The organism is Limibacterium fermenti (assembly GCF_041902845.1).
GTDB lineage: Bacteria > Bacteroidota > Bacteroidia > Bacteroidales > Dysgonomonadaceae > Limibacterium > Limibacterium fermenti.
The window spans coordinates 1,215,647-1,230,685 of sequence record NZ_CP159486.1 but is presented as its reverse complement, the minus strand read 5'-3'; the positions used below and the strand labels follow the sequence as shown (position 1 = coordinate 1,230,685).

Below are 15,039 nucleotides of genomic sequence, written 5' to 3'. Positions count from 1 at the left end.
CACAGAGCTAACATACACATAAAAACACCCCAGTTGTAATCTGAAAATTCCCGGGATAAACAAGTTCTACAACTGGGGTAAATATCAGATAATATTAATAACCTTCATTCTGCGTTAAATTGCTATTGACTAGAATATCGTTCGCGGGGATGGGCCACAGATAGTTTTTCTTTGCGTCGAACGACATTTTATAGAATGTGGTGATATATCCGGCTGTTTCCATCGGGGAAAGGTCAGGTAAGCCATTTTCGTCGATTGTAGGTACGCCACCGATGGGGTAATTACCTTCGTCCCAGTTCTTCAGTAAGGTCATGAAATCTTTAGACAGCTCAATGTTTGATTCACTGCCGGTCAAACCATTCCAGTTGGCAGAATTGGACCAAGCACGGGACAAGTAGTACATCGATTTGTTATGCGATTTTTCAGCGATACGCCAACGCAACAAGTCACGATAGCGTACCCCTTCGAATGCAAATTCCGAACGGCGATCCATGCGGATGATCTTACGTAAAGCAGCCTGCGAAGCTACTTCTACACGTGGGTAAGCAATACCGGTCCCCCGATAAGCACGTTCACGCAACAGGTTGATGGTTTTGTCCAAATCTTCTTGCGTACATTGTCCCATCTCATTCTTAGCTTCGATATAGGTCATTAGGACTTCGGCATAACGCAAGTAAGGATAGCAGTTGTCTGCCACTAAACCGTAATTATTGAAATCTTTCCAATCATCTTTCACGAATTTACGAATGATCAATCCGTTGTACGCCGAGTGTTGGTTCGAAGCTTTCGCATCAGTATTAACCACCATGTTGCCAGTAGCCACTTCATATACTTTATTGGCATAAGGACTGGGGTTGAATTCATAACCCAGAGTGATGTAATCCTGATATTTTTCAGGGAATGTACCATCTTTTTTAGATGCTTCATACTCTGCATAATCAGAAGAGTACTTCGTTTTGAACGGTTGGATTGTCATCGCTAAACGCGGGTCGCGGTTGCCAAACGGATCTTTCGGATTATAGAGTGGGGATTGATCGATAGGCAAGCCATCCGTGCAGGTGTAAGAGCAAAGCAACTCCAACGACGGGCTTTGGTTACAGTGACCACCGACTTTACGAATGACAAAACCCTGAACATTCGACATGAAACCATATCCTTTCTTTAGCGTCAAATCACCTTTGAAATAGAACATGAATTCAGGAGAACTGTTTGCTTTGAACATTTCGCGATAGTTGTCGTGCAATTGGTAAACACCCAACTTCATACACTTATCTGCGGCATCCACTGCCGTTTGCCAGTCTCCGTGGAAGAGCGCGAAACGGGCTTTAAAACCAAGGGCTGCCCCTTTGGTCGGCCGTTGTTGGGCTTTATAGGAGTCTGGCAAATATTCGGCCGCCTTATCTAAACAGTTATAGGCATAGGCCAACACTTCATTTTTGGGCGAACGGGTTGCCACATAGGCTTCGTCTAAGGTCATACCTTTATTTAATACACAATCTCCATAATAGGCCGTCAATTCGCAATAAGCGAATCCTATCATAAAATAGGCTTCTCCTTTGTATTGATTAACTTTACTTTCGCTTATTCCTGCTGCCACCCCATTATCCAACGCATCGATAACTTTTGTTGCACGGGCGATGGATTTATATAATGAGGTCCAACGGCTTGAAGCAGTTCCCCATTGAGAGGTTACTGTTCCTAACGTGATTTCGTTAGAACCATTACGGTTTAATAAATCGTCATCCCAATAAATTGCATCAATCGGGAAAAAATCCGGTCTCCACAAATCGTTGAGAGACATTTCTATTTCGGTTTCATCATGATACCAATTCTCACTCGATCCTTCCGATAATGGGTTCAGATCAAGATTAGCACAAGCAGCCATACCAAATGCCACCATTCCGGCGAGTAAATATTTGCGTATTTTATTCATAACTGGATTCTTTAATTAAAATGAAACATTCAAACCAAAAATATAAGAAGACAAGAGGAGATCACCGCTATGATTCCATTCCGGATCGTATCCTTCGGGATATTTTGAGAAAGCGGGCAGGTCGTTAGCACTGAAATAAAGTCTCAACTTATTGACAGATAAATTCTTTGTAATTTCGGACGGAAGGGTATATCCCAATGTGATATTTTTGATACGCATATAAGCCCCGTTGAAAAGGTAGAAGTCGCTTTTGGCGTAAATATTGGCATTGTTGGTTGTCAACTTCGGGTATTTTACCTTCGCATTTTCCTCATCTGTGGCCGTTGGACTCCAATGGCTTTCGATTAGATTCACCGGGCAGGCATAGGCTTGATAATTGAACGGTGTGCCTGGCCATGACCAATAAGCAAGTTGGTGTCCGATACCTTGGAATGATAAGTTGAAATCGACGCCTTTCCATTCACCCCAAAGAGATCCGCCGTATTGCATTTCCGGCAAAGAGTTGCCCAAACGTACACGATCGTTGGAAGCGGTGATTTTACCATCGCCATCGATATCCCGGTAGCGGATGTTTCCGGCTTTATCGTTATTGGTCAAGACTGCAATCGGATCGCCGTTCTCGTCGAACATGGCGACATCGTTCAGAATGATTCCCATATTTTTGTAGCCATACCATTCATTATAGTAAGAACCTTCTTCGGTGATTCTGTTATCATCAATTTTTTGTCTGTCTGCCATATATCCCATTCTCGAACGATAATCAGATAAATTGAAACTTACGCCGTAATGGAAGTCTTTGATCTGGTCGTTCCACGAAAGTTCGAAATCCCAACCTGTCGTGTTCATGTCGGCCGCATTGTTTTGCGGTGCGTTATATCCGAAATAGGAAGGAAATCCTACCTCCATCAACATATCCGTCGTCTTTTTGTAATAGTAATCAACCGAAGCACGCAACCTGTTTTTTAACAAGGTGATGTCTGCACCAATACCATAGGTCGTCGTTGTTTCCCAAGTCAAGTCTTTGAATGCGTAATCCATCTGATAAGCCGTCTGCACAATGTCAGAAATACCGGTAGAAGCATTGGGAATAAAACCTGTACCGAAAGACAACTTGGCTTGGTATGGGAATTCTGAACCAATACGCTCGTTACCCAACTGTCCGATAGAACCGCGTAGCTTCAGAAAATCGACAACTCTCTTATTGAACCAAGGCTCTTCAGAGATAGCCCAACCGGCACTGAATGAAGGGAATGTACCCCAACGATAACCCTGAGCAAAACGGGAAGACCCATCAGAACGGATATTCGCTTGCAACATATAACGGTCTGCCCAAGAATACATAATACGCCCAAAGAATGAACGATACGCATTATGCCCAGCTTTTCCGCTGTTGAATTGATAATCCTCAGGCCCTAAATCCAAGTAGGGGAAGTTTACCAAACTGTAATTGGTACGTGAGGCGCCTTCTTCTTCCCATTTATAAGAATAATCTTCATAACCGGCCATCAATCCGATAGAGTGGCGTTTTAGTTGCAGTTGATAGTTTACATAAAACTGTTTTGTTAAACTATGATTGTCGTTGCGGGTTTCGCTGAGGTTGGTTGAGGAATAACCGACTCCGGGGATAGGATCACCAGTGATTCGGTAGACTTCATATCTTTTTCTATGATCTTTCCCCTTATAGAAAGAGTATTGGGGAGCAATGATGGCTGTTAAAGCCAATCCTTTTAAAGGAGTAAGAACTAGCTGTAACTTTCCGCCAATCCGATAGTTTTGCTTTTTTATTAATCCGCTCAATTCACGTTGCGCAATGGGATTGTCACCATCTTTGCCATCGGCAAAACGTCCATCAGACCAATAGGCGTTGTAGATTGGTGCACGTTCCATCAGCTCACCGATGGAGAGATGTGGTTCATTCGCGTTAGAATAGAGCAGGTTCAAGTCTACATTTGCAGATATCCAGTTGTTGATCGTATAGTCATTGTTGGTACGGATGTTAAAACGCTCATAGTCTTTTTTATTTATAAGAGCTTCCGAATCAAAGTAGTTAAAACTGAAGTTTGTTTTCAGGTTAGCAGTTCCGCCGCTAAGAGAGAGTGAATGACGTTGGTGATGGGTACTACTCTTTAAGCCCAGGTTCATGAAGTCAGTGTCGGCATAGCGGTCAGGATCATCATCCCGCAGTTGGGTGTAATTATTGATTAAATCTTCCGAGTAAAGTGACGAAGGAGAAGAAGCACCATCGCTGAAAGCCAATTCGTTAAGACCGCGCATCCATTGTACGGCATTGGTGAATTTTGGCTTGGTCGTTGGTGCATCCATGCCGTATTCCCCATTGTATGACAGGTGAAATTCGTTATTTTGGGCACGTTTTGTCGTGACTAAGATAACACCGGCAGCCGCACGTGAACCGTAGATGGCGGCAGATGCTGCATCCTTCAGCACCTGAATGTCTTTTACATCTTCAGGAGCAATATCTGTAAGGGTACCCGGTATGCCATCCACGATTACCAACGGATCGTTGGTCGACATGGTCGTAACACCACGCACACGGATAGTCGCTCCTGCTGATGGATCACCGCTCGAACGTGTGATTTGTACACCGGCCATTTGTCCTTGCATTTGGCTGGAAAGCTGCGGTGTACTCTTCAATCGGAGTCTATCCCCACCCAAGGAAGAGGTAGAGCCCGTCAGGTCGATCTTACGTGCGGTACCATACCCAATCACCACCACTTCCTCCAATGCTTCCGCATCCTCTTGCAAAACAATATTCACGGTTGTTTTGCCGTCAAGTGCCACGGTTTGAGAAAGCATTCCTACATACGAAATCTCCAATACCGCATCGGGCGATACGTTGGGTAACGTAAAGTTGCCTTGGGAATCGGTCACCGTGCCGGCTCCGCGTCCTTGTATTCTCACCGATACGCCTATCAAAGGCTCTCCTTTGGCATCGGTAACCGTCCCTCTTACGTTGACGGCCTGAGCGAATAAACAGATGGAAAATGCCCACATTAACAGGAACATCATTCCTTTCCTTAAACTTAAAATCACTTCTTTCATTTTATAGATTTTGTTTTTAAATTGATGGATCAATTATTAGATATTATTATACACTACCTTCATGAATTAAAAGACCCGTCACGACTCTTCAACCCGATTATATCGCTAAATAAGAGTGAGATATAACTCATTCAATGGACGGATTACAGAAGAATCAAACGGATGTTTCCGGCTAACGTCGGATAAAGTAAGGGGAGTTAGCAAGTAGCTGAAATCCTCTGAGGCAAGAGGGCAATCGTTCAGGCGAAGAATCGGTATTCTATCGGTTAAGGAATAAGACTGCGGATAATCGTGCTTCTAAAATCTTATTCCATACGGACTCTAAAGTATATGCGCGGATATAAAAAAGAGGCGCGGACGATTGTCGCTATTCCCCATAACGGGCTCCGCAAGGGCCTTCGCAAAAGAATAGAACAATGTCCACGCCCTTATTGCTAAGGGCGCTTCCATTCTCGATCTTTTGCTTAGAATTTTGCGGATTCGTTATGAAGATCAAAAAAGCGCTATATTATTTTGTACCGTAGTTTAACGGTGCAAAGATAATCATTCATTTTTAGATTTTGTTATGGACCCATAGCATTTTGTTTTTTAAGTTGATCTATTTTTTGTTTGAGCCCCAAAGTAAATAAGTTTTTACGAAATATATGTTAGGAAACCGATTGCTATTTATCAATTTCCCATTGATAATTATGAATCTATCCAGTTTATTGTCTATATTTGCGGGTAATAAAATACTTTCTACAAATGGAAACAAAGGAACAAACAATAAAGAACACCCACCACGGGCACGCCATTAGGCGATATCGCCATGCATTAGGCATTAAACAGGAAGCTTTGGCCGCTGATATGGGAATCAGTCAGACACTGGTATCTTTTTACGAAAAGAAGAAAGTCATTGAGGATGACATGGTCGAAAAATTCGCCAAAGCGCTGAACGTTGCCCCCGAATTGATTAAGGAACTGGAAGAAGATCCGGTGACGGTGATCATTAAGAATAATAGTATAGATACTAATCACGGTAAAGGATATGTAGCGATTGATAATAGTATAAACCATTTCGACCCTGCTGACAAGATTGTAGAACTTTGCGAAAAATTGCTGGAAAAAGAACAGGAAAAAATTAAAATACTAGAGAAGCTATTAAAAGATAGAGAATAACAGCACGAATAGCGCAGAATAGTGAAGTCTCCCCCAAAGACATATCGTTAGTCTAGTTATTTATTGCCAGAGTTAAGAAAATTTATGCATAGATACTCAAAGGCAAAAAATATTTCAGATATAATAATCTATAGAAAATGGAAATATACAAAAAGCGATAAGAAATGCAGAAAAACTTTGCGAGATGGCCAATGAATCCCCATAAGAGATACTCGGATTTTTCGATATACATAAGTAATTAAATAATTTAGATTATATGAAAAGTTAAAATAGAAAACGACTATAAACAAAGAAGATAGTAAACTGCGAAGCTACTATCTTCTGAAATCCATTTGTCTTTTGGTTGGAGACCACAACTTGAAAAATAGTCATCTTCAAGTTTATGAATTAAGTTGAACCGCAAAAGTAGATGAATTTTGTAAAATAACAAATTCTTATTTCTATTTTTAACTTCGCTTCACAACCCTCCGGCAAATCTCTTCGCCGATAAGAAGAATTCTTATTTATTAATCCAATGATGGTTTAGGAAGAAAATTATCATGAAGTGCCTGCTTCTAGAAAGTGGCCTATAAAAGGTGAGAGTAATAGTAAGAATACTGAAATACTCAAGACCAACGAAAAGCAATAGAAATTGCCCGGAAGATTGCCCGGAAGAGCATCCTTAGTTAATAATCTATGGAGAGAATTATAGTATGAACAATAAAAATAATTATGGCAATGTACGATTTCTTTCCAAAAGAATAAAATTAAATTAATATGACTGACTTCACAATTAATAATGTTTCAAAATCCAAATTAACAGACAAAGGGATAACTGTCAAAGAGTTACTGAAGTTACTCAATGAAGATGACGACTTAACTAAAGCCTTTCTAAAGGCATTAAAAATTGACAACTTAAAAGATGACTTTATCAAAATTTCTGGTGCTAATAAACTAGTATCTATCCAAAAAGAAATCAATGAAAAATTTCATAAAGAAGATTTGGAAAGTTCATTAAATAATATTGTTGTACACGATGATGACAATAAGTTAACATTTTGCTTTACGGATTTAAGCAAAAGTGAAAATTTATCCCAATTAAAATTGTCTTCTATAGACACAATTCCTAAATATTCATCAAAGAGTGATTTTTTCTCTTGGCTGTATGGAATGGACAAGTATGCGAAAACACTAATGAACAATGGATTAAGTAGTATTTTGCTATATAACTTAGACTTGTTAAGACAAGAAGAAATAGGAAGTAAAGGACGTAAATATCGGATACTTCAAGACCTAACTACCCAACAGTTCTATGTTCGTGCAATTATATCTTTAGATAGGTATAATAATTATGACAATAATATTACTATAGTTGCTGCATTACTATCTCTGCATAAAAAAATGCAAGAATTAGAATTGGTTTATAACTTAAATCGCATTGAATATAATGAATCATATATTAGAATTTTTTTTGAAGAAGAGGGCAAAAGGGAGTTGAAAGGTTTGGGATTTGTGAAGAATATTATTGCGGTTTCTAATGATGAAGTAAAACGAGAAGCTCTGAAATTTGATGCAATAGGAAGTATAGAATTTGTTGACTCGGAACATATTACTCGAGAAATAATGATTCAACCTTCATTCTCTCATAACCCAAAAGTCAAAACTAATATATTAGCAATTGCTCATAGTTTGAGCCCCAAAAAATTTGTTGAAAAATTAGCAGAAGTAGATAATTCTATAAAAATACATGACGAATTATTTGAGTTGATAAATGAAATATCAAAAATAAGGAAACCTCAAGAAATATTGTTTTTAGTAAAAGGAAAGGTCGAAAGAGCAAAGGATGAGAGCTTTAAGAAACATCGAACTAAAATACAACAGATTATAGAATCCCACTTAGTCGAAAATATGATTCAGTTGTTGACTCTATTTAAAAAATTAGAATTAGTAACAGAAAATGATATTGAAGCTAGTGAATATATACGTTATATAATATACGAATCGTTAATTGAGCGAAGAAAGTGATAATATCCAAAATTGTATGTAAATGAAATTGGGTTTGGCTGTATTTTACAGCTAAACCCAATTTCAAAGATAGGTAAAATGGGGCTAAAATCCCCCCTGTTCAGAACCGATTGTGTCTCTTGATTTGATATTTGAATAAGAGAAAAAACACACTTTTTCAGTGATTCATCAGGAATAAATACCCTATTGTTTTGGCGTCCTTTCTAATTTTGATCATTCAAGTTTTAACTATGTTTGTCATCTAAATACATTCATTTCTGACAGTTATAAAGAGCTAAAATTGGCCTTGTTTTAGCATTACGATTTGTTTTATTTGCCCTTTCATTGTCAGATTAAATCTGAAACTAATCCAGCTATCCTTATTTATTTAAAAGAGATTTTATTATTGTTATTAAGAATACAAATAAAATCAAATATCATTTTCTTCATTTGAATTATTATTATTATCAGTTTTTTTCGCCTCAACTTTTTTCTTTTGAACTGATTGTTTATTATTGTCACTTTTCTCCTGTAATAATGAATCTATTGGAGCAATAACATTCAAGGTACTTAAAGATTCATTTACTCGATTAGAAATGGGCAAGACGGTTGAATAGTTAAATCCACTTATCTCATTATTATATTCTAAAGCCCTTAAAGATTCTAAAGAATCTTTGAAGCGATCAGAATGCAGGTCATAATTTTTTTTCAGATTCATTAAATCCTCTCTTCCTTTCAAATTTGATAAAAAACTAAACACTTCGTCAGCCTCTCTAATTCCTTTTATTTCTTTTATTGTTTCATCTTTTAATTGTAGCCGTAATTCTCTATCTCTTATCAAAGTCAAAAAATTATCTGCATTATATATCAATATTCTTTCACCGGTGTGATCATAAAATTCTTTGATTAACTCCTCACGAGGGCGTATCGTTTTACCATGTCGCCTTGTCCACCAATCTTCTTTTAGATCGTCGGTAACAAATATTATTGCTTTTTTGTTAGCTTTAATATGCCTCAATAGTTCTTTCCAAATTATAAAATCGCCATAAACATTTCTTGTTCCCGATTTATTGCTAGTATCTTTATAACCAGGAGGAACTTCATTTCGATACCTATCCGCTCCCTCTTCATAAATTTTCGACAAGTCTTCCGATGAAAAATCGTCTCCTACAGAATTTTTAAATATTTCAGAAATTTTCTCTTGGACATAATCTTTAGCCTTAAAATCTGGATGGTTAGCATTTTGTGAATTCATTTCATCCTCAAGAGTTTTCAAAAAATCGCTATATAAACTCTTAACTTTATCTATATTTATTGTAGGATGTCGCTTAAATTCGTTTACTGATTGTTGAAATTGTTTGTCATATGCATCTCTGAAAATACTCAATAATTTTGTATATGCATTTTCAAGATTATTTATAACATCTAATCGATTATTATGATACTCATATGCAGATTGGTACGGAAGGAATAATCGATCTTTCAAAAAAATAAGAGCTTCAAGAAAATCCTTTCGGGTTTCTTCAGTATATCGATAAAGATTTAAGAGAGTATTTGCATCAAAGGCAAATATTCCATTCTCCCATGCATTATCAATTTCGTCGTCTGTAGGATCATAATAACCAATAAATTTTTCTTTCATTTAAAAGCTTTTCTGCAAATATAAAGAATATTTTCAAATAAATTTATAAGCAAGCTGGTGAGATCTTAGGAAAGTCTGCCGAGCAGCAAGCGAATTTATTATTTGAGGTGTTTAGAGAGTCTCAATAAATATTTTATATATTTCCTCTATAAATCGAATAAAAAAGTATGCGGAAGTGTCTTGAGAAGGTATATATTTGTTGATTAAGAGCATACCAATCGGGATGAATGCTTTGGGGCTTCCATCAAAAACATTAATTTCCTCTTCGAACTCTTAGGTCTCTTGCTCGTGTCCAAAAGTGATTCCCTGCGAGAGTCAGTTTGCAAAACGGGGTAATGTATCCACCACAAATATAGGGACTTTACAAGGAACCCGTTATTTCTTTGTGACAGTTATTCAGGCAACTCCAGTGCTGAGTTTCTGCATGTATTCCTTGTCAAAATATTCATCCCTGGAGAGCAGTGACCAGATAATGACCAGCAGGTGGCGTGCTATGGCTACGGTACACTTCTGCTGCTTCTTGCCCCGTTGCCTCAACCGCCAGAACTTGTTGTAGAATATTGATCCCCGTGTCCTTGATGCTCCCCATGCCGCTTCCATTAAAGCTTTACGCAGATATTTGTTTCCGTGCGTGATTTTCCGGCTTTTGATCTTTCCCGCACTTTCATCGTTGCGGGGCCTGAGCCCCGCCCATGAAACCAGGGCGGCCGCAGTGGCGAACAGGGTCATGTCGGTTCCTATCTCGGAGATGATGATGGCGGCCGACTGCTCCTTGATGGCCGGGATGCTTTGCAACAGCGTGAATGCCCTGTCATAATGCTTTTTGCATAACTTGACCATTTCAATAAGGCATGTCTGTTTCTGTGCCTGGTGCATCTTTAAAGCCTCCATGTATTGTTTGAGCAAATCGATATCGGCCTGTTGGACGTAACCTTCGAGGGAATCACGCACCGTGTCGCGGCCATGCTTGTTCAGGGTCCTGCCGTGTATGAGCTTGACCAGCTTATCTGCCGAGCGTTCCCCTTCGAGCAGGGCGCCCACGACTTTTTGGTAACTTTTGCCGTCTATGTTGGAGACATAGTTGCTGATGCGGATATTACAGCTTTGAAGGATCATGTCGACGCGTTGTTCACAGCGTATGATATCCTTGTTTAACTCGTTAATGCGGCGACCGTACAGGCGTAGTTGCTGGATCATCGAGTCAGGGACAAAACTGTTCCGCACCAGTCCTTTCAACAGGGCCGTGGCAATCCATTGGGCATCCTTCACATCGCTCTTGCGCCCGGGAAGTTGTTTGAGGAACTGGGGATTGACAAGGTACATCCGGAAATCCTTCTCGAGCAAATGCCAGACCGGTTTCCAGTAAATGCCGGTACTCTCCATGCAAACTTCACTCACGTAATGGGACTTGAGCGTATTGCACAACCCTTTAATCTCACGGGTGGAAACTCCAAACTTCCTTTCACTTTTTTTGCCCTGTTCGTCCAGAATACACATGAATATGCTATCTTTGTGGATGTCAAGGCCGCAGACTGTTCTCATAATGTTATGTTTTTAAATTAAACTTTGTGCCTAGAGCACGTTAATTACTTATAGAACGCTGTGGCCTTGATTTTTATTTGCTCGTGTATAAAATCTCGACTTTTTTATTTAAGTTTGCATCTAAGAACTAGAATTAAATGTAATCGTTATAATGACTAAATACGAAAAAAATAAGAAAGTAATTGAAAAACTTCTAAAGACTAAATTTCAGAAAGCTTTATTGGAAGCTGTTATAGATAACCTATCTGATGATTCCAAAGCATTATGCTTTAATAATTTTGCGTATAGCATGAGAGAGTTAATGATTGATTTTCTAAAGTCATTGGCACCAGACGACGAGATTATCAAATGCGACTGGTATAATGCTAAGGATGCCTATATAAAAAATAAGGTTAGTGACAAAACTGAACCTAGTCGTAAGCAAAGAATAAAATATATTGTACAAGGACCTTTAACTGATAATTTTGTTGATATCAACATTATACCTTTATCTGATATTGAAGATATTCAAACCGAATTTTTATCATCTTTCTCCTTATTGAATAAATATACTCACATTACTGATAAAACACTTGGCCTTAAGGATAAAGATAGGGAGAATAAGGCTCAAGAAATATTTCAAACATTCATAAATCTCGTATGGCTACTTAATAAGTACAAAACCAAATTGTTCAATGATACTGAAAAAATAATTACAGATGAGGTGTATGAAACGGTTATATATGAAGCTATAAATGAAATTAATTGCTTATCGACTTACCAATATCTGGAAAATGTCAATGTGGATAAAATTTCCATACAAAAAATTGAAAAAGATCAAATCACAACTCATATAAACGGCACAATAGATGTCAACCTACAATATGGGTCTTCAGGAGATTTAAGAAGAGGTGATGGATGGGTGAATGAGGAGAATTTTCCTTTTACTTGCACGGCGTATGTACATTTGGGAATAAGTGATTTCTCAGATATAATTATTGAAAATGTAGAAATAGATACGGACGATTTTTACGGTATTTCTGAAATATCTGATGAAGAACTGGAGAGAATGATTGACAAAGAACTTGATTCGTCAGAGAGTTAGATTAAGATAAAATCTATGCTTTGAAAAACATCTCTTACATACTACTATACTGCCCATTTATAAAAGATAAATAACTTTAATATAGGAATATAAATATTTTATTTTATATCAACGTATAATTTAACGTTGTAATATTGGCAAACACAATAGAAACGCTATTTTTGTATCAAAATAACGCTGACTTATCCTCTCCTCGAAAGCAATATTTTCATCTGCAAAAGTTCCACTGCCATAATTTTCAGGTTTGAAAATATACTTACAACGTTTGTTGTGTCAACCCAATGTTTGGATTTTAGACGCACTCTGTCTTTTCCATTTCTAACGGAATGGCATCCCCATACGGTTAGAATGCGGGACAAGATATCACTCTTGTATTCGGTGCATCATCAAATCGGATAAAAGAATTGTATCTGGTACTGCTCTTTGATGTCCTAGATGATGCGTTATATCTGCTATTGCCCATTTCATACTTTTAAATTCAGGTTCGGTATTCTTTATTTCTAATCTGAAAACAACATAGTACTCTCCTCTGGGGATTTCTGGGTAATTTTTGTTTATTAGATCTTGCTTAGACAGAATGCGAGGACCAGAGGTATCCATTTTAACAAAATACTGTCCTAATCTTCCATGAAGCAATAAGTACCTTGCTGATATAAATTTCGAATCAAGCTTTAGTGAACCACTTCCTGTACCCGTGCGAGTATTGTACAAATTTGATTTAAAAATCCATTTCAAATGTTCTTCATTTTTATAATATCCAATGAGTACATAGGTCTCATTGGGTAATAAACTACGATTCTCTCCATAAGGTTCGGGAAGAGGTGCATTTAAATTGACTCCTTTTTTCTGTAGTACATAATAAGCATGATAAGCCAAATTCTCTCGCTGGGACGTTCTATCCAGAAAGTTTTTGATTACATCATCCAGAAAAGAAATAAACTCAGCTAAGCCTCGCTCACCATTTCTGGGAGATATCGCAAATGCGCCTAATCCTGGAATAATTTCATGAAAACCAGAAATTACTTTATTCTCTGTTCCTGGGTAAAGAATATATGCTCCACTTGTCCGCCTAATGGCATCTTTATAAGCATGCATCTTCAATAAATCAGCTCTTTTATAAGTACCAAATTCTTCTTCGGTTTTAATAGTAGATAATTCATCGATAGATATCTCATTAGAAAGATCTTCTTTTCCAAATAAAGATAAACGATCAACTCTATATTTGGCATCGAAATGTATATGCGTAATCAGTTCTTCGCTTTCGGCCTGCTCACTTGATATATTACCAGGCCAAATTGATAAAGTATAATCGGGGCGAAAACCCTGAGTCCAACTTCCTGACGTTTGATAATCCTCTTTATAACTAAACACCCGGTTATAGGAAAATTGAATATTTAGTTTTCGACTTTCGGTTTCATAAAGCCCTCCCAATACAATCATTTTTCCTTGCTTCAAACCTAGATTTAAAGCTCCGTTTTTATACTCAATAAGTTCCTTTTTATCTTTCGGCGAAATTTGGAACTTTTTACTAAATACATCCAATAGCTTAAAGAATAGCCAATATTCATAAAGTATAGCCACATCTTTTTTACCCGCATCATATACATTATCCCCTCCTATCCAAGTCAATCGGGCAGCCATATCAAACATTAACCATTTCTGATAAATCTCCCTATATCCTTCTTTTCTCTGAAGAACTGGACTATTGAGAGAAAGTATATTTATTTTTGATAGGTTGCGAAACACTGGATAGGATAGGTATATATTTAGCTTTTCACAAGCTTGGCCGGCCTCTTTTCTCAAACGCTCACTGGCGTCTGGATGTAGTTGTATAGAAGAGCAAAAAGCTAAAAATGATTCCAACACATATCTTATAAAACGATTTTCTGGAATATCTACGGTTTCTTTTTTTGAAGCAATGGATATTCTTATAGGGAGGGAGTTTAACGTAGTCCTTAGAGTATGTTCTTGGGGCAAATTTATTCGGTTTGGTGAGCCTGCAAGTTGTCTTAATGCATGCGCACTAAGTCGCTTTACGTTGTATATATGCTTTTCTTCTTCAGTTTCCATCCATCTCCTCGCCGGTGATTGTTGTATCCGATGTAGAGCATCGGCAAAAGTTTCACTATCAATAATCGAACGAACAAAAGCGAAACGTTGGTATTCTGCTTTAGGATCTGTAGTAATATCCACTTCAAATTTCTGTGAAACAGGAGAACTTTGGGACATTAACATTTCGGTACAATACTCTGTTATATCCTCCAACATCTTTCTGTAATCATGTCTAGACCCAGCCTTTGAAGAACGAATTTCGAGATTTAAATGGCCGACTTTATGATCAGTCTCTCGTTCTAAAATATCGATGTGATAGTTACCCACAAAAATCCTCGTAGAGATATAGCCACGAGAAATATTGTGGCGACTTTTGCTATTCGTTAGAAGTTCGTTATCAGCTAAATAATACGTATATTTATCCAATTCAAAATCATACCTACATCCTTCTTTTAATTGATAAGGGGCTTCTCCATATTCCTTAGCACCCTCTACCTCAAACAGTGAATCTTCTTGCAAAGCAAAAATAGTTAAGGTAATATCGTCATGATTATCTAAGAATATATGTATCGATAATTCGTTCAT

8 protein-coding genes are annotated in these 15,039 nt (G+C 37.8%); 3 read left to right on the top strand and 5 right to left on the bottom strand.

The window, feature by feature from the left end:
* Nucleotides 1-94: 94 nt before the first annotated feature.
* Both ABNK31_RS05675 and ABNK31_RS05670 read right to left on the bottom strand, forming a co-directional pair.
* Entirely contained in the window at nt 95-1,933 is a 1,839-nt protein-coding gene (locus tag ABNK31_RS05675) for a RagB/SusD family nutrient uptake outer membrane protein (protein WP_418894728.1), read from the bottom strand.
* A gap of 15 nt (nt 1,934-1,948) precedes the next feature.
* The gene (locus ABNK31_RS05670) at nt 1,949-4,957 is read right to left on the bottom strand and encodes a SusC/RagA family TonB-linked outer membrane protein (RefSeq protein ID WP_418895363.1); all 3,009 of its coding nucleotides are present in this window, start codon (nt 4,955-4,957) and stop codon (nt 1,949-1,951) included.
* Between the two features lie 780 nt (nt 4,958-5,737).
* On the opposite strand from ABNK31_RS05670, the gene ABNK31_RS05665 reads away from it, so the two are divergent.
* Together ABNK31_RS05665 and ABNK31_RS05660 are read left to right on the top strand one after the other, a co-directional pair.
* Nucleotides 5,738-6,151, top strand: a complete 414-nt coding sequence (locus ABNK31_RS05665) for a helix-turn-helix domain-containing protein (protein ID WP_418894727.1) — start codon at nt 5,738-5,740, stop codon at nt 6,149-6,151.
* 756 nt (nt 6,152-6,907) lie between these two features.
* Entirely contained in the window at nt 6,908-8,155 is a 1,248-nt protein-coding gene (locus tag ABNK31_RS05660; protein ID WP_418894726.1) for a hypothetical protein, read from the top strand.
* 409 nt (nt 8,156-8,564) lie between these two features.
* Here ABNK31_RS05660 and ABNK31_RS05655 read toward each other — a convergent pair whose 3' ends face one another.
* Entirely contained in the window at nt 8,565-9,776 is a 1,212-nt protein-coding gene (locus tag ABNK31_RS05655) for a PIN domain-containing protein (RefSeq protein WP_418894725.1), read from the bottom strand.
* 396 nt (nt 9,777-10,172) lie between these two features.
* Nucleotides 10,173-11,318 carry an IS110 family transposase gene (locus ABNK31_RS05650; protein WP_418892990.1) on the bottom strand — a complete coding sequence of 382 codons (1,146 nt, stop codon included), beginning with the start codon at nt 11,316-11,318 and terminating at the stop codon, nt 10,173-10,175.
* Between the two features lie 151 nt (nt 11,319-11,469).
* Here ABNK31_RS05650 and ABNK31_RS05645 point away from each other — a divergent pair, with 151 nt between their 5' ends.
* Nucleotides 11,470-12,402, top strand: coding sequence for a hypothetical protein (locus ABNK31_RS05645; protein WP_418894724.1), 933 nt, complete (start codon nt 11,470-11,472; stop codon nt 12,400-12,402).
* A gap of 363 nt (nt 12,403-12,765) precedes the next feature.
* Here the strand turns inward: ABNK31_RS05645 and ABNK31_RS05640 are convergent, their stop codons facing one another.
* Nucleotides 12,766-15,039, bottom strand: coding sequence for a DUF2357 domain-containing protein (locus ABNK31_RS05640; protein ID WP_418894723.1), 2,274 nt, complete (start codon nt 15,037-15,039; stop codon nt 12,766-12,768).

Bases quoted from the DNA above. Each gene is read 5' to 3' on its own strand.
- ABNK31_RS05640 (WP_418894723.1), bottom strand. From the start codon at position 15,039: ATGAACGAATTATCGATACATATATTCTTAGATAATCATGACGATATT.
- ABNK31_RS05675 (WP_418894728.1), bottom strand. From the start codon at position 1,933: ATGAATAAAATACGCAAATATTTACTCGCCGGAATGGTGGCATTTGGT.
- ABNK31_RS05660 (WP_418894726.1), top strand. From the start codon at position 6,908: ATGACTGACTTCACAATTAATAATGTTTCAAAATCCAAATTAACAGAC.
- ABNK31_RS05655 (WP_418894725.1), bottom strand. From the start codon at position 9,776: ATGAAAGAAAAATTTATTGGTTATTATGATCCTACAGACGACGAAATT.
- ABNK31_RS05665 (WP_418894727.1), top strand. From the start codon at position 5,738: ATGGAAACAAAGGAACAAACAATAAAGAACACCCACCACGGGCACGCC.
- ABNK31_RS05670 (WP_418895363.1), bottom strand. From the start codon at position 4,957: ATGTTCCTGTTAATGTGGGCATTTTCCATCTGTTTATTCGCTCAGGCC.
- ABNK31_RS05650 (WP_418892990.1), bottom strand. From the start codon at position 11,318: ATGAGAACAGTCTGCGGCCTTGACATCCACAAAGATAGCATATTCATG.
- ABNK31_RS05645 (WP_418894724.1), top strand. From the start codon at position 11,470: ATGACTAAATACGAAAAAAATAAGAAAGTAATTGAAAAACTTCTAAAG.